16 protein-coding genes and 2 pseudogenes are annotated in these 18,711 nt (G+C 74.2%); 5 read left to right on the top strand and 13 right to left on the bottom strand.

Annotated features, from left to right (window positions below; translation table 11 throughout):
* Positions 1–125: 125 nt before the first annotated feature.
* From dpgB to BU198_RS25710, 3 genes are read right to left on the bottom strand one after another with little or no spacing between them, the layout of a single operon-like run.
* On the bottom strand, positions 126–809 hold the full coding sequence (gene dpgB, locus BU198_RS25720; protein WP_188299251.1) for an enoyl-CoA-hydratase DpgB: 684 nt from the start codon (positions 807–809) through the stop codon (positions 126–128).
* Positions 810–831: 22 nt separating this feature from the next.
* Entirely contained in the window at positions 832–1,947 is a 1,116-nt protein-coding gene (gene dpgA, locus BU198_RS25715; RefSeq protein ID WP_188299250.1) for a 3,5-dihydroxyphenylacetyl-CoA synthase DpgA, read from the bottom strand.
* Positions 1,944–3,419 (bottom strand): PLP-dependent aminotransferase family protein, encoded by a 1,476-nt coding sequence (locus BU198_RS25710; RefSeq protein ID WP_223244927.1) that lies wholly within the window; start codon positions 3,417–3,419, stop codon positions 1,944–1,946. Before BU198_RS25710 ends, dpgA begins: the two co-directional genes overlap by 4 nt.
* A gap of 980 nt (positions 3,420–4,399) precedes the next feature.
* Between BU198_RS25710 and BU198_RS25705 the strand changes: the two genes are divergently transcribed.
* The 3 genes and pseudogenes from BU198_RS25705 to BU198_RS44315 form a co-directional block, all read left to right on the top strand.
* Entirely contained in the window at positions 4,400–6,157 is a 1,758-nt protein-coding gene (locus BU198_RS25705) for a hypothetical protein (RefSeq protein WP_188299249.1), read from the top strand.
* Between the two features lie 302 nt (positions 6,158–6,459).
* A pseudogene (locus BU198_RS25700) lies at positions 6,460–8,355 on the top strand (M4 family metallopeptidase); the annotation flags it as partial.
* Positions 8,356–8,367: 12 nt separating this feature from the next.
* Positions 8,368–8,493, top strand: a pseudogene (locus BU198_RS44315) (carbohydrate-binding protein); the annotation flags it as partial.
* Between the two features lie 195 nt (positions 8,494–8,688).
* On the opposite strand, the gene BU198_RS25695 reads toward BU198_RS44315, so the two are convergent.
* Positions 8,689–9,648 carry an NmrA family NAD(P)-binding protein gene (locus BU198_RS25695; RefSeq protein ID WP_188299247.1) on the bottom strand — a complete coding sequence of 320 codons (960 nt, stop codon included), beginning with the start codon at positions 9,646–9,648 and terminating at the stop codon, positions 8,689–8,691.
* Positions 9,649–9,758: 110 nt separating this feature from the next.
* On the opposite strand from BU198_RS25695, the gene BU198_RS25690 reads away from it, so the two are divergent.
* The gene (locus tag BU198_RS25690) at positions 9,759–10,496 is read left to right on the top strand and encodes a TetR/AcrR family transcriptional regulator (protein WP_188299246.1); all 738 of its coding nucleotides are present in this window, start codon (positions 9,759–9,761) and stop codon (positions 10,494–10,496) included.
* A 100-nt stretch (positions 10,497–10,596) separates the two neighbouring features.
* Here BU198_RS25690 and BU198_RS25685 read toward each other — a convergent pair whose 3' ends face one another.
* The 3 genes from BU198_RS25685 to BU198_RS25675 form a co-directional block, all read right to left on the bottom strand.
* Entirely contained in the window at positions 10,597–11,379 is a 783-nt protein-coding gene (locus BU198_RS25685; RefSeq protein ID WP_188299245.1) for an MHYT domain-containing protein, read from the bottom strand.
* 599 nt (positions 11,380–11,978) lie between these two features.
* A complete protein-coding gene (locus tag BU198_RS25680) occupies positions 11,979–12,212 on the bottom strand; it encodes a hypothetical protein (RefSeq protein WP_188299244.1) in 234 nt (77 codons plus the stop codon).
* Between the two features lie 225 nt (positions 12,213–12,437).
* On the bottom strand, positions 12,438–12,695 hold the full coding sequence (locus tag BU198_RS25675) for a hypothetical protein (RefSeq protein WP_188299243.1): 258 nt from the start codon (positions 12,693–12,695) through the stop codon (positions 12,438–12,440).
* Positions 12,696–12,838: 143 nt separating this feature from the next.
* Between BU198_RS25675 and BU198_RS25670 the strand changes: the two genes are divergently transcribed.
* Positions 12,839–13,591, top strand: a complete 753-nt coding sequence (locus BU198_RS25670) for an SMI1/KNR4 family protein (protein ID WP_188299242.1) — start codon at positions 12,839–12,841, stop codon at positions 13,589–13,591.
* On the opposite strand, the gene BU198_RS25665 is transcribed toward BU198_RS25670, so the two are convergent.
* From BU198_RS25665 to BU198_RS25640, 6 genes are all read right to left on the bottom strand, one after another.
* Entirely contained in the window at positions 13,576–14,508 is a 933-nt protein-coding gene (locus BU198_RS25665) for a class I SAM-dependent methyltransferase (protein WP_317620317.1), read from the bottom strand. The two genes, BU198_RS25670 and BU198_RS25665, sit on opposite strands and share 16 nt — an antisense overlap.
* On the bottom strand, positions 14,496–15,164 hold the full coding sequence (locus BU198_RS25660) for a cysteine hydrolase family protein (protein ID WP_188299241.1): 669 nt from the start codon (positions 15,162–15,164) through the stop codon (positions 14,496–14,498). Before BU198_RS25660 ends, BU198_RS25665 begins: the two co-directional genes overlap by 13 nt.
* Complete coding sequence (locus BU198_RS25655) at positions 15,161–16,255, bottom strand: isocitrate/isopropylmalate family dehydrogenase (protein WP_188299240.1); 1,095 nt, start codon at positions 16,253–16,255, stop codon at positions 15,161–15,163. Before BU198_RS25655 ends, BU198_RS25660 begins: the two co-directional genes overlap by 4 nt.
* Before the next feature lie 65 nt (positions 16,256–16,320).
* Entirely contained in the window at positions 16,321–16,857 is a 537-nt protein-coding gene (locus BU198_RS25650; protein WP_188299239.1) for an EF-hand domain-containing protein, read from the bottom strand.
* A 328-nt stretch (positions 16,858–17,185) separates the two neighbouring features.
* Entirely contained in the window at positions 17,186–18,067 is an 882-nt protein-coding gene (locus BU198_RS25645; protein ID WP_188299238.1) for a hypothetical protein, read from the bottom strand.
* Positions 18,054–18,578, bottom strand: coding sequence for a SigE family RNA polymerase sigma factor (locus BU198_RS25640; protein ID WP_188299237.1), 525 nt, complete (start codon positions 18,576–18,578; stop codon positions 18,054–18,056). Before BU198_RS25640 ends, BU198_RS25645 begins: the two co-directional genes overlap by 14 nt.
* Positions 18,579–18,711 lie beyond the last annotated feature (133 nt).

Below are 18,711 nucleotides of genomic sequence, written 5' to 3'. Positions count from 1 at the left end.
CTCGGGGAACGGCGCGAGCAGGGCGCCCGCCCGGTCGAGCCCGTCCGCGGCGGGGCCCCGCACGGGTGCCCGCGCGGCGGCGGGTGCCTGGGCGTTCGCGGCGGGTGCCTGGGCGTTCGCGGTGCTCATGCCGACACCTCGTCCGGGGTCCGGGTGCGCCGCAGCGCGCGGTCGCAGGCGGCCAGGTGCGGGCCGAGCGCGTCCTCGAAGCTCATCCACTGGGCGTCGAAGGCCAGTTGGCGGCGGATCGCGAGTTCGGGCCCGGACAGCCGGCGCAGCAGCCGGGCGGCGGCGGCCAGGGTGCGCCCCGGGTCGGTGCTCACCTGGTCCACCAGGCACCGGTCCAGGGCCTCGCGGGCGGTGATCGGCCGTCCGAAGAGCACCGTGCGCCGGGCCGAGGCCAGCCCGAGCTGCTGGACCAGCCGGAAGCCGGCCATGCCCGGCCAGGTGCCCTGCTCGTGCAGGGGCAGCAGGAGCAGCAGGTCCGGTGTGGCCACCCGGATGTCGGTCGCGAGCAGCAGGTCCAGCGCGGCCCCGCCGCACTCCCCGCTCGCCGCCGCCAGCGTGGGCAGCCGCAGCCGTTCGAGGCGGCGCACGGCCCGCTCCCACTTCGTGACGGCGGCCACGTCGGACACCTTCGCCACCACCTCGTGCGACGGGGCGCCGGAGAGGTACAGGGTCGCGAAGTCCGCGCCGGTGGACTCCGCCTCGTCGCAGAAGGCGGCCACGGCGTGGGTCAGTTCGGCCGAGAGCTCCCGGCGGCCGTCCACGTGCAGCACGGGACCTCCGGGGAAGGCGTTGACGGGCATGGCGGGTCTCCCTTGCGTTGGGTCACCACTGGATGAGCGCGGACTCGATCGTCGAACCCGGCCCCATGGTCATCAGCACGCCGTAGTCCCCGGCACGGACCACGCCCTCCTGGAGGAGCCGGTCGTAGGAGAAGAGGAACGAGCCGCTGGAGACGTTGCCGAAGTCGCGCAGCACGGTGATGGTGTGCCGCAGGTCGTGCCGGGTCAGCCCGAGGTTGACGGCGACCGCGTCGATGACCTTCTTGCCGCCGGAGTGCACCAGCCAGTGCGCGACGTCGTCGCGGCGCAGCGACGTCCCGTCCAGCAGCAGGTCGATGACGCCCTCCACGTGCGCGCCGACCAGGTAGGGGATCTGCGGGTCCAGGAAGAAGCTGAAGCGGTCCTGGTCGCGGTCCCAGTCGTAGCGCATCGCGTCGATGGCGTCGACGATGGTGACGCTCGCCGTCTTCAGGATCCCGGGGCCTTCGAGGCGCCGGACCGGCCCCTCCTCCCCGTCGCCGTCCCCGGGGCCGGGGTCGGCCATCACCGCGACCGCCGCGGCGCCGTCGCCGAAGAGGCTGTTGACCACGGCCGTGCGCATCGTGGAGTCCATCGTGTACGCGGCCGAGCAGGCCTCCGAGCAGACCATCACGGCCAGCCGGCCCGGGTGCGCCGCCGCCCAGTTGCCCACCACGGCCAGCGCGTTGAGCCCGGCGTTGCAGCCCATGCCGACGATGTCGGCCCGCGCGGTGTGCCAGTCCATGCCCAGCTCGCGGATCATCAGCGCGCTCAGACCCGGGGTGAGGAACCCCGTCGAGGTCACGCAGCACAGGTACCCCACCTCGGACAGGTCGGCCCCGATCCGCTTCAGGCACAGGGACATCGCGTCCGACCCCATGCTCACGGCCCAGGCCTTGTGCTTGTCCAGGAGGTCGCCCTGGTTCTCCCGCAGCCGGGTGCCGTCGGGCGCCGCCGGGGGCAGCACCAGCGAGCGCTGCCGGATGGAGCCCAGCAGGAAGACGGAGCGCACCCTGCGGTCGGTGATCCCGAACAGGTCGAGCAGTTCCTCCTGGGAGTAGTGCTCGGGTGGAACGGCGGTGCCCACGCTCACGATGCGCGGGGCCGTGGCGGCCGGTGCCCGGTCCAGGGTCGCGGTCATGTCGGGTCACTCTCCGTTCCGGTGCGGAGCGCCGTGCCGCGGTACGTCCCGTTGCCGGCCGCCCCGGCGCCGTGCGCCTCGTCGTGGTCCTGCCTGCCGGCGTGCCGCCTGTTGTGGTGGCGCCCGCCGTGGTGCGTTCCGCCGCCGTGCGCCTCGACGTCGTGCGCCTCGACGTCGTGCGCCTCGGCGCTGAGCGTCTCGACGAACCGCGCGAGCCGCTCCACGCCCTGCGCCACCTGCCCGGGCGTCAGGTAGCTGATGGCGAGCCTGATCTCCTGCTCGCCCCCGCCGTACGGATGGAAGAACTCCATCGGCGTCCAGATCACCCCGAACTCCCCGGCCGAACGCTCCAACGCCGCCGTGCCGGTGCGGAAACCGGTGCGCAGGGTGAGGAAGAACCCGCCGTCGGGCCGATTCCAGTCGACCCCCAGCTCCCGGCGGCGCCGCTCGGGCAGCCACCGGTCGAGCTGCGCCAGCGTCCCGGCCATGCAGCGGCCGTAGTGCTCGGCGGCCCTGGCGTTCAGCACCGAGAGCCGGCCGTCCGCGCTGAGCAGCGCACCCGCCGCGACCGCCTGGCTGAGCGAGGAGGTGTTCACCGTGATCATGCTCTTGACCTTCGCCAGGTCCCGCGCGAGCAGCCGCACCCGCCCGGCACCGTCACGCACCTCCTGGTCCGCCACCACGTAGCCGACCCTGGCACCGGGGAACAGCGTCTTGGAGTACGTGCCGAGCTGGACGACGCTCCCGGAGCGGTCCAGCGCCTTGAGCATCGGAGCGCGCGGCCCGGGACCGCTCAGCCGGTAGGGACTGTCCTCCAGGACCAGCAGGCCGCGCCGCCCGGCCAGTTCGAGCAGCTCGGTACGCGTCGCCAGGTCCAGCGTGGACCCGGTGGGATTCGCGTGGTCCGGCACCACGTAGACCGCCCGCGGCCGGCGGCCGGCGGCGCGCTGCGCCCGCACGGCCTCGTCGAGGTCCGCCACCACCAGCCGCCCGTCACGCTCGGGCACCGCGACCACCGGGACGTCCAGCAGCCTGGCCGCCCCGATGATGCCGACGTAGCACGGGGTGACGAGCAGGAGCACGTCCTCGGGCGTCGCGAACAGCGTGCGCAGCGTCAGGAACATCGCCTCCTGCGCACCGACCGTCACCACGATCGCCTCGGGCGCGACCTCGAACCCCTCGTCCTGCCGCAGCGAGTGCGCGATCAGCTCCCGGATCTGCCCCGCGGCCGGCCCGTACTGGTAGAAGCGGCTGCGCACCTCCGCCGGCCCGGCGCCCCGGCTCTCCAGGTACGCCGCGTACCGGCGCAGGTGGTCGTGGACCTCCTCGATCTCGAAGAAGCCGTCATAGGGGCGCCCGGGTGCGAAGGACACCGCGTCGGGGTAGCTGAACGTGATCTCGTTCAGGAAGTTCATCCGGTCGAGGACCGGATCCTCGATGCTCGAATGCAGCGCCGACGAGTCGAGCAGCATGGTGCCCACCTTTCCGCGTACGGGCCGGAGTTCGGGCACCGCGCCGGAGGGCGCAGGCCACGGCCCGTGGGAAGGACGCGCGGCAGGGCACCGATGCGGGCGACGCGCGGCAACCGGTGGGTGACAGGCCCTGGCCCGGAGGGCGCCGTCGTCCGGTTTCCGTCGGCAGGCCGGGCACCCGCTGCGCGGGGTGCCCGCAGCCGTAAACGCGGGGTGCGCCGTGCGGACGTCCGGCGGCGCTGCCGCTCCGGTCCGACGGCGACGGCCACGGGCAGCGGGGCACGGCCCGCTCCGGGTGGGCGCCGACGGACCGGGGAGCGTCCCGCCGGCGGTTCGCCGGGATCGTCCTCCCGCGTTCGCACATCGGCCGATTTCGAGTTCGACTTCATGGCGGCCCCTTGGACCCGGCCTGGGGGCCCTGGTCCCGGCAGCGCCGCCACGGGTGCCCCACCTGTCCGGTGGCGCGGGCGCGGCGCTTGAACGCGAAAACGGCCGTCGGAGGGACGGGCTGAGCGCGATGCGAGGGTGTCGAACATCCCGGCACGCCCTGTCGCCACTCCGTACCGGCAACGGATATCGAACGGATACCTGGAGCTCAGGGCCCTGTCTGCTGTTTGTCCGTTCCAGTACGCGCCTCGGGGCAAGGCCCTGTCAAGTGCTGTCGGTTTCCCCCCGGCTACGGTCCGCTACCGGCGGGCGGTCCGGGCCGGGCACCCGCTCCGCTCCCGGTGTCGGAGGTGTGGTGCATGCTCGGTGCGGCCGCGCCGGTGGACGGCGCGGGACGAGCGGCCGCAGGGCGGCAACCCCCGTGGGCGGGCGACTGGTTGGGGCCCGCCCCGCGGGAGGCCGGCGCGTAGGATCGGGCGCCCGGAGCGGGCGGCGGGGCGGGGTGGACGAAGGGGTGGCGTGTGACGAAGCGTGATGTCCGGCGGGGCGAAATTCGGCGCGCAGCGCTGGCGATGGCCGTCTGGTGGTTGTGGATGCCACTGGTCGCGGCGCTGGTGTGGCTGGTCAAGCACGCCGTGTTCGGCGGGTTCGGGCAGCAGGACCAGAGCTACGTGCTGTTCATCGAGCGGGACTTCTTCCCGCACGGCGGCCCGCTCGACGCGGCGCCGCTGTTCTGGGTCTGGGCCGCGATCGGCCTGTGCGGCACGGTGGGCGCGGTCGCGTACGTCGTGCAGGAGTCCGGGGCGGGGTACGGCGACCGGCGCTCGCGCCTGGCGCTGGCGGCGGTGCTGCTGGCGGTGGCCGGCTCGCTGGTGCGGGTGGGCACCGGACTGTGGGACGACGACAAGGACGAGGGCCGCTACTACGCGGCGGCCACCGTGCTCGACGTCCCCGCCGGCGGGGCCGGCACACCGCGCTCGGTGCTGCCGGTGACCGGGCACAGCCGCGCCGGCGACGGCGGGCGCTGCGACCTGGTGGGCACCGCGGACGTGCCGGCCTGCGTGAAGACCGCGCCGATGCCGGACTTCGACTTCGAGGCGCGCACCGCCTCCTACGCCGCGGCGACCAAGGCGCTGACCGACAGCGCGGGCCTGACCTCCGGGGTCCACCTGATGGGGCACAGCCTGCACTACCTGCCCGACGCCTCCCCGGGCGGCGGGGTCTGGACGGCCGTCCTGGACGGCTCCGGCGAGCAGCCCATGGAGGGCGTCGCCGTCTGGGACGGCCGCTCCAACTCCGTCGCCACCTGCGCGTTCCGCGGCGAGCACGCCTTCGGCCGGGCCTTCGACGGCACGGGCGCCGCCAGCCTGCGCAACCTGCTCGCCGAGCGGTTCCCCGGCCTGGTCTACAGCGACCAGGACATCTGGGGCTACTGCGACGGCGCCGACCCCCGCACCGCCCAGCCGGTGGTGGTGATCTCGGTGGCGCGCCAGAGGGGCTGGCACCAGCGCACCGTCCTGGAGCCGGCCGGGGTGCTGGAACTGCGCGGCTCGCCGGACGGCCGCCCGGACGCCACCTACCGGGCGCAGGTGGCGCCGGGCGAACTGCCCGGCGCCGCCTACCCGGCCTCGGTGGTCCGGTCGCAGATCCACGAGATCCAGTGGCTCGGCGGACGCGGCGCGAAGGACGACCGCGGCTTCGGCTACGCCCACACCTCGGCGTCCACCAACGCCGTCAACCCGGGCGAGTTCCTGCTGCGCTCGAAGGCGGACGGCCACCTGTACTACGTGACGCCGCTGGTGCCGCGGGAGAGCTCCTCGCAGCTGGTGGTCGCGTTCGCGGTCCTCCAGGCCGACCGGGCCGGCGGCGGCCTCAACGACCTGCACGTGTACGTGCGCGGCGACGACGGCCCGTCGGTGAACCTGGACGTGCTGGCCAGCCGGATGGTGTCGTACATGGCGCAGCAGACCTCGATCACGATCAGCGCCGGGCAGGGCGGCGCGCTGCAGGAGATCGTCCCGTTCGGCCGGGACATGTGGCGCGGCTTCGTGGACTTCAACGGGCAGACCCAGGACTACATCGACCTGTCGGGCGACGCCACGGTGACGCCCAACCTGGTGTCGCTGCGCGGCGACATCACCGCGCCCGGCGGCGGGCAGCCGGCCCCGGCGCCCACTCCCGCCACGCCGGCGCCGACCGGGCAGCCCTCCGCCCCGCCGTCCGCCGCGCCGGTGGCCGGATGCGGCGGCGACCCGGGGCAGTTGACGACCGGACAGCTCGCGGCCTGCGTCGCGGAACTGTCCAAGGCCCTGCAGGGCCGCGTCCAGGACCAGGCCCCCGCCCGGCCCTGACGGATACGCCCCCGCCGCCCGGCTCCCGTCCGGTTGCTCTCCGTGACCCGTCCCGTCACCTGACGTGGTCTCAACCACTCGGAGAAAAGCCCAGCTCGACGCGGAGCCGGGCCTGCGGCTTGACGGAATTTGCCAACCCGGCGCATCACACGCACCAGGCATTGACCAGAGCATGACGCCGTGTGAGTGTTCGGGCACCCGAGCGCGGACGGCCCGCACGGCCGTCCCCCCAGACACGGCCCTGCGGTGCGCCACCAGCCACACCGTCCGCGGACGGGGACCCCCACACGCGAGGAGCCCCGATGCAACGCAGGATTTCCCTAGGCAGGCTGCTGACCGCCGCGACCAGCCTCACCGTGCTGGCCGGCATGATCGCCACCACCGCGGGGCCGGCCACCGCCGCGCCCGTCCCCGCCCCGGCGGACAGCGCCCTGGCCGCCGCCGTGAACGCCGCCGACGCCGCCATCGCGGCCAGCCTCAAGTCGCTGGCCGCGAACAGCGACGAGACCTACCAGCGCACGAACGTCACCCCGTGGGTCGGTGGCCTGTACTCGGTCGCCTACGAGCGCAGCTACCGCGGCCTGCCCGTGGTCGGCGGCGACGCGGTCGTCCTGGCCGACTCCCAGGGCACGGTCCGCGGTCTCCAGTCCGCCGCCCCCGGCCCGGTCGGCGGCTCCACCACGGCGCAGGTCAGCGCCGCGCAGGCGGAGAAGACCGCCCGTACCAAGCTGGCCTCGGTGGACTCGGTCGAGTCCCGCCGCCTGGTCGTGCGGGTCAAGGACGGCAGCGGCCGCCTGGCCTGGGAGACCGTCCTGGCCGGCCACAAGGGCGCAGCCCCCAGTCGTCTGCACGTGTTCGTGGACGCCGCGACGGGCGAGGTCGTGGACAGCTACGACGACGTTCACGCCGGTACGCTGAACAGTGAGTGGAACGGTCCCTCGCCGACGATCAGCACCACCGGCTCCGGCAGTTCCTACTCGCTGCGCGACCCGAGCCGTCCGGGGCTGTCGTGTGCGGACTACAGCACCGGTCAGGTCTTCTCCAAGTCGAGTGACACCTGGGGCACCGGCAGTGCCTCCAGCAAGGAGACCGGCTGCGGTGACGCGATGTTCGCCGCCCAGAAGGAATGGGACATGCTCCGCGACTGGCTCGGTCGCAACGGGCACAACGGCAACGGCGGCAGCTGGCCGGTCAAGGTCGGCCTCAACGACGTCAACGCCTACTGGGACGGCAGCACCATATCCATCGGCCACAGCCAGGCCAACAAGTGGATCGCCTCGATCGACGTCGTCGGCCACGAGTTCGGCCACGGGCTCGACCAGTTCACCCCCGGCGGCGCGAACAACGAGTCCGGCCTGGGCGAGGCCACCGGCGACATCATGGGCGCCCTGACCGAGTCCTACGCCAACCAGTCCGCCCCGTACGACAGCCCGGACTACACCGTCGGCGAGATGATCAACCTCGTCGGCAACGGCCCGATCCGCAACATGTACAACCCCTCGCTGGTCAGCAACAACCCCAACTGCTACTCGGCGTCGATCCCGCAGACCGAGGAGCACGCCGCGGCCGGCCCGCTCAACCACTGGTTCTACCTGCTCGCCGAGGGCTCCAACCCCGGCGGCGGCAAGCCCACCAGCCCGACCTGCAACAACTCCCAGGTCACCGGCATCGGCATCAAGGACGCCGGCCGGGTCTTCTACGGCGGCATGCTCCTCAAGACCAGCGGCATGACCTACAAGCGCTACCGCACCGCCACCCTGACCGCCGCCAAGAGCCTCGACCCGAGCTGCAACTTCTTCAACCGGGCCAAGGCCGCCTGGGACGCCATCAGCGTCCCCGCCCAGACCGGCGACCCGACCTGCGCACCGTCCGGCAGCAACGACTTCTCGGTGTCGCTCGGCCCGGCCTCCGGCTCCGTCCAGCCCGGCGCCTCCACCACCGCCACGGTCACCACCGCCGTCACCTCCGGCACCGCCCAGACCGTGAACCTGACCGCCTCCGGCCTCCCCGCCGGCGTCACCGCCACCTTCAACCCCACCTCGGTGCAGGCCGGTTCGTCCTCCACCCTGACCCTGTCGGCCTCCTCGACGGCCGCGGGCGGCACCTACCAGATCACCGTCACCGGCACCGCCGGCACCACCACCCACACCGCCCAGTACAGCCTGACGGTCGGCAAGGACACGCCGAACCCCGGCGGCACCTGGGCGGCCGGCACCACCTACAAGGCGGGCGACACCGTGACCTACAACGGAGTCAGCTACCGCTGCCTCCAGGGCCACACCGCCATGGCCGGCTGGGAGCCGCCGAACGTCCCGGCGCTCTGGCAGGCCGTGTGACCGAGGCGCCCTGACGCCCACCGAACCACCGCAGGCCACTGAACCACTGCACGCCCACTGAACCGCTGCGCCGCGGTCCGTCGAGGGGGACGGACCGCGGCGCAGCCGTGCGCGCGCCCGCGTGCACCACCGGACACCGGGGCCGTGGGACCCCCGGGAGACGCCGCACGCCGGACGTCCGACGGGCCGGCCGGTTCAGCCGGAGCGGCCGGGCGCGGTGGCCTGCCGGGGGACGCCGGACAGCTGGGCGCGCAGCGCGGCGGCACCTCCCTCGGAGAGCCAGTCGGCCAGCGTGCGCAGTCCCGGGTGGACCACCCGCAGCGCCTCGATGTCGGCGTGCCAGCGCCGGCCGGCGATCCACTCCCGCCGGACCTCGGCGACCTCCGGGTTCAACGCGGCGGCCTCGTCGTGGGTGAGCTGCTCGTAGCGCAGCGCCGTTCCGGTCGCGGCGCCGATCGCGGCGACGGCCTCGGACGGGGTCGGCGCGTCACCGGCCAGCTCCAGGGTCCGACCGGCGAACCGGTCCGGCTGCTCGAAGGCCAGGGCCGCGAACTCGGCGATGTCCTCCAGGGCGATGATCTGGACGGGCTCGTCCGGCGGGAAGATGTGCCGGTGGACGCCGTCGACGAACCCTTCGAAGCCGAAGCCGGGCACCCCCAGGTAGTTCGTCATGAACCGCACCGGGCGCAGCACCGTCACGAGCGGGACGCGTTCACGCAGGTACCGTTCGACGCGTCGCTTCCCCGGGACCGCGAACGTCTCGCCGGGCGTCGAGGCGACCCCGGTGAACACCACGTGGCGGACTCCCGAGGCCACCGCCGCGTCGGCCAGGGCCCGGCCACGGGCGAACTCCAGGTCCGGGTCGCTGCCCGCCGGCCCGTGGGCGAGCGGCGGCACGGCGAACAGCGCGGTGGTGCCGGCCAGGGCCGGCCCGAGACCTGACGGTTCGTCGAGGTCCGCGACGGCCAACTCGGCTCCTGCCCGCGCGAGTGCCACGGCGGCGGGCGCGGACGCGTCCCGGACCAGCGCGCGCACCGGCACACCACCGGCCAGCAGCCGGCGTGCCGTCGCACCACCCTGCTTGCCGGTGGCGCCGGTCACGGCGACGGGACCCCGCACCGTGCCGGCGGCGGAACGGATGGGATCGGCGGCCATGTCGTCCTCCCTTTCCCCCGGGGAGCGGATGCGATGGAAGATGTGGTGAACCCGGGGGATCCGGAACACTCCAACCCGGTGGGGACGAGGCACACAAGGGGTTTCGTGACATGACCGCAGTGACCGGCGGCGACCGCGCCGACGCCCGCCGCAACCGGGCCAAGGTGCTGTCCGCCGCGGACGAGGCACTGGCCGAGCACGGGCTCGACGTCCCGCTCGGCGAGATCGCGCGCCGGGCCGGCCTCGGTGCCGGCACCGTGTACCGGCACTTCCCGAGCAAGCAGGCGCTCCTGGAGGCGGTGTTCGCCCGGCACCTCGACGACCTGGTCGTTTCCGGCGAGCGACGGACCGCCCGGTCCGCGCCCACCGAGGCCTTCTTCGAATTCCTGCTGGACGTCATCGAGACGTCCCACCGCCACACGTACCTGTGCGAGGTCGTGGCCGCCGAGGAGAGCTGGCCGCGCCCGCTGCTCACGGCGTCCGTGCTGCGTTTCCGTCAGGTCCTGACGGCGCTGCTGCACGCGGCGCAGCGGGCCGGCGGCGTCCGCGCGGACATCGGCCCCGACGACGTCGCGGCGCTCACCGCCGGGTGCGCCTCGACGCTCACCGCGCGCCGTGACCGCCCGGCCGGCCGCAGGCTCGTGCAGCTGACCCTGGACGGCCTGCGGCCCTCCACCGTTGTCACGGAACGGCGCGCCTTCCGTGACGGGGCTGTCGTCGTCGGCGGAGACGTCGGGTGCTGTGCGGAGTGCGGGGCCGCGCTCAGGGTCCGGCCCACCGGCCGCCCGGTGCGTTACTGCGGCGCCACCTGCCGGCAGCGGGCCCACCGCCGGCGCCTGGCGGGCTGACCCCGGCCCCGGGGGCGAGGCGGGAGGCGGCGGTGGGGCGGGCCGTCCCCGGCCGCCGCGCACGGCGTGGCGGCCGGTCGGTCAGCCGGGGCCGGTCCGGTCAGTCGCGGTCGAAGAGCTTGACGCGCAGGGGCTCCCGGGCCGGTGCGGGGGTCTGCTCCTGCGGGGAGAGGGTCAGGACGAATCCGCCGATCGAGATGACGGCCATGATGGCGACGGCGAGCGGGACGATGAACTGCGAGGCGGGCAGGCCCCCGGGCGGGACGCGGTCGTCCAACTCCACGGAGACGGCGGCCATCCCGGTGTAGTGCATCGCGGTGACGGCGACCCCGGCGATCAGGGAGGCGGCGAGCGAGGCGCCGAATCCGGTGATGTTGAGGGTCATCCACAGCGCCGCGGTGGCGGCCGCCACGGCGATGGCGACGGAGAGGGCCACCAGCGCCGGGTCGTAGGAGACCTTGCCCTGGACCTGCATGGCGGCCATGCCGAGGTAGTGCATGGCCGCGACCCCGAGACCGGTGACGGTGCCGCCGATCAGCAGGGAGGCCACCGTCCTGCGCCGGTAGCCGACGTAGAGGACGCCGGCGCCGACGACCAGGATGGCCAGCAGCAGGCTGCCGAGGGTCTCGGGGACGCGGTAGACGATGGCCGAGCCGGTGACGGCGAAGCCCATCATCGCCATGAAGTGCATGGTCCAGATGCCGCAGCCGAGTTCGACCGCGGACAGGACCAGCCACCCCAGCCGGCGGGCCGGTGGCAGGGTCAGGGCCCGTACGGTGCAGCGCAGCCCGAGCGCCGCGCCGGTACAGGCGATGAGGTAGGACAGGGCCGGGTTGACCCAGCCGTAGGCGAAGCCGTCGATGTGGGCGGTGTGGGGATGCATGGCCACCTGAGGTGCGTTCTTGCGTAGGGGAGGGCGGAGGCGCTCGTCTGCCCGGGGCGGGCCGGTGACTGCGGGTTCGCCATTCCGGCCGGGAACAGGATTCGATTCCCGGAGGATCGTATAGCGATCACCAGGTTCCGTGAAATCGACGGCCGGGTGAATTGACGAGGATGGGTCGAGTCCGAATCTCCCGGTGGGGGCGGCCGAATGGATACTCCAGGTAGTCGCCTGACCGGGTAAGCCGCCGCGCAGGGCGGCATGGTAAATGATCAACATTACTCTAAGTAATGTAAATTGTGCGCTGGGTGTGCCATTTCCCTTTTTGGAAAACCCTTTGAGTAATTCCCTCCGAACGGCGGGGGCCGCCCCCGTCGAATGGCGGGGGCGGCCGAAAGCGGCGCGGAATTGACCTGTTGTCGGACCTGGGCGGGTACGTCGACGAACGCGGCCGAGGATTCTCGAAGGCCACGGAGCCGGGCCGAGGGGCGGAAGCACGGACCCGGCCACGCGCAGGGGCGCGTGGCCGGGAGGATGAACGTCCGGCCGGGCGGGGCTCGGCGAAGGAGGCCGGCCGCGGTCGCGGGCCGCGGCCGGCGGGGTCAGTCGGTGAGCCTGCAGAGGTTGTAGCTCTTCTCCGCGTGCAGCAGGGCCTCCAGGTCGGGGTAGCCGAGCTGCTTGTAGGTGTAGTACGCCACGGTGTACTCCACGTCGCACTTGTTGGAGCTCGGGGGCTCGCCGGCATCGGCGGATGCGGCGGGGGCGGCGGCGAGGCCGCCGAGCGCGGCGGTCGCGGCGAACGCGAGGACGGCGAGCGAACGGGAGACACGGGTCATCAGAGGCACATCCCTTCGGGGTGGTCCTGAGGGTGTTCGGACACCGCCGATTCTTGCCCCGGGAGTGGGTACGGGCCCATCCCGGAAACCTAGGAGGCTTCCGTACCCCGCTCGAACCGGCGGCGGCCGCGTCCGGCTTCTCGGTCCTGTGAATCTCCCGCGAGCCCCCGGCCTGACGCTCCCGTCCGGGCCGCGCCGGCCGCCTGGCGGGCGGCGGCTGTCCGGCTACCGGCCGGCGGCGGCCCGGGTGATGACGGCCTGGAGGCGGGAGTGGACGGCTTCGGCGGCCTCGCGGGTGACCGGGTCCTCGCTGTCCAGCTGGGGGGCGATCAGTTCGGCGGCGGCCACCAGGAGCGGCAGCGGCACCTCCGCGGTGCGCAGGTGGAGGAGCTGGGACGCGGCCCGCTCGCCGGGCGTGGTCGGGGCAGGGGCGCTGGGGATCAGGGCGGTGAGGCCCCGGGGGAGCGGCTGAGTGCTGGTCACCCGGCCATTCTCCCGTGTCCGCTCCGGTGGCGGTCACCTCGCCCGGCGCGGCGCCGGTCCGCCGGACTCCGCGTTGATCGCCTCCGTCCCGTCCTGGCACGATCGTCGGCACCGGGGCAGGGGCTGACGAGGAAGTGGACACGGTGGAGACGGCGGACGAACGGCGCGGCGGCTGGGCAGGAGTGCGCGAGCGGGTGGCGGCCCTGCGGAACGCGCCGTTCGCGGCGGAGGTGTTCGGCGCCGGGCGGGCGGCCGGGCACGGCTTCCTGCTGGAGGAACCGCTGGAGGAGTCCCAAGTGGCCTCGGCCGAGGCGCAGTTCGGCGTCCGCCTCCCGCCGGACTACCGCTCCTTCCTGCTCGACGTGGGAGCCGGCGGGGCCGGCCCGGCCTACGGGCTCTTCCCGCTGCGGCGGGACGGGCGCGGCTGGTACTGGGACGAGGGCGGCGCCCGCGGCGACGGCACGCTGCTCGCCCAGGACTTCCTGTCGGAGGAGGAGCGCGCCCGCCTGGAGTCGGGGCTCGACGCCCGCGAGCCCGTCGAGGCGGACTTCCCCGACGGCGAGTCGTACCGTGCGGCGTTCCTGGCCTGGGACGCCGAGTGCGAGCGCCTGGACGCCTGGACGACGGCCGGGGCGCTCCGCCTCGGCCACGAGGGCTGCGGCTCCTGCACCTGGCTGGCCGTCACCGGACCGGAGCGCGGCACCCTGTGGTTCGACGGCCGCGCCGCCGACCTCCCGCTGGAGCCGCTCTCCGGCGGGGCCGGGCGGCTCGGCTTCCGCGGGTGGTACCTGGACTGGCTGGACCGGGCCGCCCTGGCGGCCCGCGGACCGGTGACCCCGCGGCGAGCCGCGGGAGTGCACCGGTCCGTTCCGGCGGGCCGCTACCGGGCCCGCTGACCCGCGAAGACCCAGCGGTTGGCCGCCAGGGCGTCGTCCGGCTCCGGCCTCGGGCCGCGGCCGTGCAGGGCGGTGAAGTCGTACGGGGTGTGCACGGCCACCGTCCAGCCCCGGCGGGCGAGTTCGGCGGCGGAGTCGGGGCGGGGGCCGGCGTCGAAGAGGGCGCGCAGGTCGATGCCGAGCCGCTGCCGGGCCGCGACGTACACCGGTGCCGTGCGGACCGCCGGCGGCTCGGCGGCCACGTCCTTGATCTCGTAGGCAAGGGTGCTGCCGGGCGCGCTGAGCCGGTGCACGGTGGACACCAGCCGCCGCTCGGCCTCGGCGGGGAGGTAGAGCAGCAGCCCCTCGGCGAGCCATGCGGTCGGTGCCGCCGGGTCGAACCCGTCCGCCAGCAGCGGCCCGGCCCAGTCGTCGCGCAGGTCGGCGGCCAGCGGGCGGCGCTCGGTGGCGGGCGCGGCGCCGGCCGCGTCGAGGACCGCCCGTTTGAAGGCCAGCACCTGCTCGGTGTCGATCTCGTGGACGACGCAGCCGGGCGGCCAGTCGAGCCGGTACGCCCGGGAGTCCAGGCCCGCGCCCAGCACGACGACCTGGCGGGTGCCGGCCCGGGCGGCGGCCAGCAGGTGGTCGTCCAGGACGCGGGTGCGCAGCCCGAAGTAGCGTCCGAGGCGGCCCCACAGCGGATCGGCGTCCCCGCCCGGGACCTGGCCAGGGCGCACCGGCCAGTGGGCGGAGTCGGGGCAGGCGCGGACGAAGTGCTCGGCGAGCGGGTCGCGGGCCAGGGCGTCGGGGCGGTGGGTCTCGATGGCGCGGGCGGCCGCGACCAGCAGGGCGGTACGGCCCACCCCGGAGGCGACGCCGTCCCGAAGCGTGACGCCACCCCGCACCGGGGCGCCGCCCTGCCCGGCTACGGCGTGCACGGTTCCTCCGTCCCGGACGCGGGCGCGGACGCGGACGCGGGCACCGGCGCGGGCCCGGGTGCCGTCCACGCCTCCGGGTCGTCACCGGTGGTGGTGCGGGCGCCGTACAGCACGCGCATGAACCGCAGGACGTCGTCGTAGGGCAGGTGCAGGGAGGTGGTGCAGTCCGTCAGGACGGTGATGTGGAAGCCCTTCTGGAAGGCGGTGCGGGCGGTGGAGTCCACGCAGACGTCGGCGTAGAGCCCGGCGAACACGAGGTGCCCGGTGCCGCCCGCGCGCAGGTGCTCCTCCAGGCCCCGGCCTTCGTCGAGGAAGGCGTCGAAGCGGGCCCGTTTGGTGAAGACCCGCTCGCCCGGCGCCGGGGCCACGCCGTGGAACCGCGCTCCCCAGGTGCCCTCCAGGCACTTCGGACGCTTGCCCAGCCGCAGGTCCCGGGCCCGCCAGGCCTCGCCCTGGTGGGCGGGGTCGCCGAGGAAGCGGACGAACACCACCTCCACCCCCGCGTGCCGGGCCCGGTCCACCGCGCGGACGGTGTTGGCGACCACGGCGTCCAGGACGGCGGGGGAGCCGCCGAAGCGGGCCGTGGCCACCTGGCCGGTGCAGAAGTCGTTCTGCAGGTCCACCACCAGCAGGGCCGTCCCCGCCCGGCCGGTCACGGCTCGCCCACCAGGGCCGCGGGACCGGTGGCGCAGGCCGGTTCGGCCGGGTCGAGGGCACCGACCAGCGCGTCGACCACCGCGGTGGTGGAGTGCCGGCCGCCGAGGTCGGGAGTGCGCACGCCCCGCGCGTCGAGGACGGCCAGGGCGGCCTCGACCGCGCCGACGGCGCCGGGGACACCGGCGTGCCGCTCGGCGACGAGGGCCGCGGCCCGGACGGTGGCTACCGGGTTGACCAGGTCGCGCCCGGCCAGGTCGTCGGCGGAGCCGTGCACGGTCTGGTACTCGACCAGCCCGGCCGCGCCGGGGCCCAGGCACACGTTCTCCGTGCAGCGGTTCTCCTGCCGCTCGGAGCCGAAACGATCCAGCAGGACCACGTGCATGATGTCCGCCCACTCGTTCCCGGCGATCAGCAGGGTGCGGTCCGGCAGGCCGTGGGCGATGAGGTTGCGGTTGACGGTGTCGGGCTGGAACACCTCGATCCGTACGCCCAGCCGCTCGGCGATGTCGGTGACCCAGGTGTCGAACGCCCCGTCCAGGAGGTGGAACTTGTAGGCCATGACGATGCGGTCGATCCGCCCGTCGGGCCACTCGCGGCGGGCCCGTTCCAGGGCGTGGCGGACGACGGCCTCGGTGGTCTCCCGGCTGAAGGCCAGGGTGCGGGTGATCTCGCCGGGGGTGTGGAGGTTTTCGCCGGTGTAGAAGCCCTGGGCCTGGTCGCGGACGAGCAGCAGGGACGTTTCGCCGGACCGCAGCAGGTCCACCTTGACGGCGCGCAGCCGGCGGCGCACCAGGTACAGGGACTGGGCGTTGATCGCGGTGCGGAAGACGGCCGTGGTGCCGGCGTCGGCCAGGTCGCGGCAGAACCGCTCGTAGTGCTCGGCGTCCTGCCCGGTCAGCTCCTGGATCCGGGCCGGGCCGCCTTCCGTCCGCAGTGAGACGTAGGAGTGGTAGCGGCGCGGGGAGCGGACGATCCGTACCCCGAGGGGGTGGGTGGCGGTGAGCGTCCGCAGGACGCGCTCGAAGACGGCGGCGAGTTCGGGGCCGGTGCCCCGGCCCACCGCCAGTCCGACCGCGGGCTGCCCTGTCACGGGCTGCCCCGCCGCGGGCCGGCCGGGTGCCGGCTCCGCCGCGGGGGCCTGGTGGGCTATCGGGGTCACCGGGCCGCTCCGGGGACCAGGCGGTCGCCGGCGATGCCGGTCTTCTCGGGGCGGTAGTAGTCGCGGATGCCGTCCGCCCAGACCGCCACCGGGACACGGTCGCCGTCCACCGGGCCGAACGCCTCGAACAGCTCCGTGATGTTCCGGTCGGCGAACCCGATCGCGGTCATCAGGGCGAGGAAGTCGGGGCGGGTGACCAGGCCGTCGCCGTCCGGGTCGCCCAGTGAGGACAGTGCCTGGGCGAACTCGTCGATGGTGGCGTCGAACCGCTGCGGGTCGAGCACGATCGCGGTGAACTCCTCGGGGCTGATCTGCCCGTCGCCGTCGGTGTCCAGCTCCGTCACCAGCGTCTGCCAGTACTGCTGCAGGGCGTTGAGCAGCCGGTCCTTGGCGTCCTGGTCGGCCTGGGGGAGCGCAGCGACGACCCGGTTGCCCATCAGGTCGAAGTCGTCGGGATCGAGGACACCGTTCCCGTTGGCGTCGAACAGTGAGAACACGAGGCCGACACGGTCGGCGGCTGCGGTGGTGGGCATGGCGATGCACCTCGGTCTTCCCGGATGAAGGGCCGCCGGGCCGGTGCCTCGGCGACGGCTCCACTATCCGGGCCCGCCCCGGGCACCGGTGGGCGAACGCCCCGGGTGCACACGATCGGAGGTATTGCGCCGGGTGATGCATGACGAGTATGTCGGATGGACAGATAGTCAGGCTGGTCTGCTGGACAGGTAGTTGGATTGACAGATAGTCATTTGGTCAGACCTGAAGCCGACCGCGGGAGGACGGCCGGCCCCCTCGCGAGCGAGTCGCGGGAGGCCGGCCGTCGAGCGCCCGGCGGCCGGCGGCGGTGCCCTGCCGGCGGTGCCGCTACGGCGTCGCCGCCGGGGTCGGGGTGCCCGGCCCCGGGCCGCCGGCGTACGGCGAACGGATGCTCACCGGAGCGGTCCGGATGGAGGCGAACACCTGCTGGACCTGCTGCACCACCGGTTCGGACGGCTGCCGCAGACAGGCCGTCATCTGGATCACCACCCTGGTGTCGGAGGCGCCCTGGTCGACGGTGTGCGCCCCGGTGATCTCGCGGTTGCCGCCGAGCACCGCGCACTCCTTGCCGATGCCCGTTTCGTCGAACGCCGGCGGGTCGGTGGCGAACTTCCTGGCCAGCCCCGGGTCGTCCACCACCCGGAAGGTGAGGACCGCGCCGCCGGGAAGCAGCGGCCCGGAGAACGGACAGGAGGAGGCGCCGGGCGTGCACGACGGCGTCGGTGCCAGCGGCTGGGTGCCGAGGTAGCCCAGCGGCTCCCGGGGGCCGGTGACCGGGGCGGCCTGGGCGTACCAGTGCGCCGGCAGGTCGAGGGCCATCTCCGGCAGCAGCGGGAAGAAGAAGGCCTTCGTCCCGGCCGTGGGGGTGGCGATTCCCCGCGGCGTCGGGGGTGTCGAAACCGTCGGGGCCGTCGGGGCCGGGACGGCCGGGGAGCCCGCGGGCGCCAGCCTCACCCCCCGGTCCGCTCCCGGTGCGAGCGCAGGCGCGGCGGCCAGCACGGCGGCGGTGAGGCCGACGGTCAGCCCGGCCGCGAGCCCGGCCACCCGCCGGCGGCGCCTGGAGCGCTCGACCCGGGCGAGGACGTGCTCCATCCGGTCCTCGGGCGAGGCCAGGGCCGGGACGGCCTCGTGGAGCAGGATCCGCAGCTCCTCCTCGTCGTGCCCGCCGGCGCCCGGTCCGTCCGGGCCGAACAGGTCAGTTCCACTCACGAGGTCCCCCCTCCAACAGGAGTTCGCGGGCAGGCAGCCGGCCGCGCAGGCCGGCGAGCGCCCGGTGCGTCTGGCTCTTGACGGTGCCCGTGCTGCAGCGCAGCACCTCGGCCGTCTCCTCGACGCTGAGGTCCTCGAAGAACCGCAGCACCACCACGGCCCGTTGACGCGGCGGCAGCGACCGTACGGCATCGGCGACCACCTGGCCGAGCACCACCCCGTCGAACGGGTCCGTGTCCGGCTGCGGCTCCGGCAGCTCGTCGTGCGGCAGCTCCCCGGTCCAGCGGCGCCGCCACCAGGAGATGTGGCAGTTCACCATGACCTTCCGCACGTACGCCTCGGGCCGGTTGGGGGCGACGCGCGCCCACTTGGACCAGACCTTGGCGAGCGCCGTCTGCAACAGGTCCTCGGCCTGGTGCGGGTCGCCGGTCAGCAGCCAGGCCACCCGCAGGAGCTTCGGCCCGCAGGCGGCGACGAACTCCTCGAAGTCCGGCGGTATCGCGTTCGTCATCCTGCCGTCGTCCCCGCCATGGTGTCCGTGTCGTCCTCGTCTGCCGTGGCGGCCGGTCGGGCCGCTGTCTCGTTCTTCCTCTCACGGCAGCTCGACGCGCTGGGGGGCGCTTCGGGTTGCCTGCGGGTCCTGG

This window comes from Streptomyces sp. CBMA156 (assembly GCF_014596515.1).
Lineage (GTDB): Bacteria > Actinomycetota > Actinomycetes > Streptomycetales > Streptomycetaceae > Kitasatospora.
The sequence above is the reverse complement of the archived record's forward strand: the minus strand, read 5'-3'. Positions and strand labels throughout refer to the sequence as shown.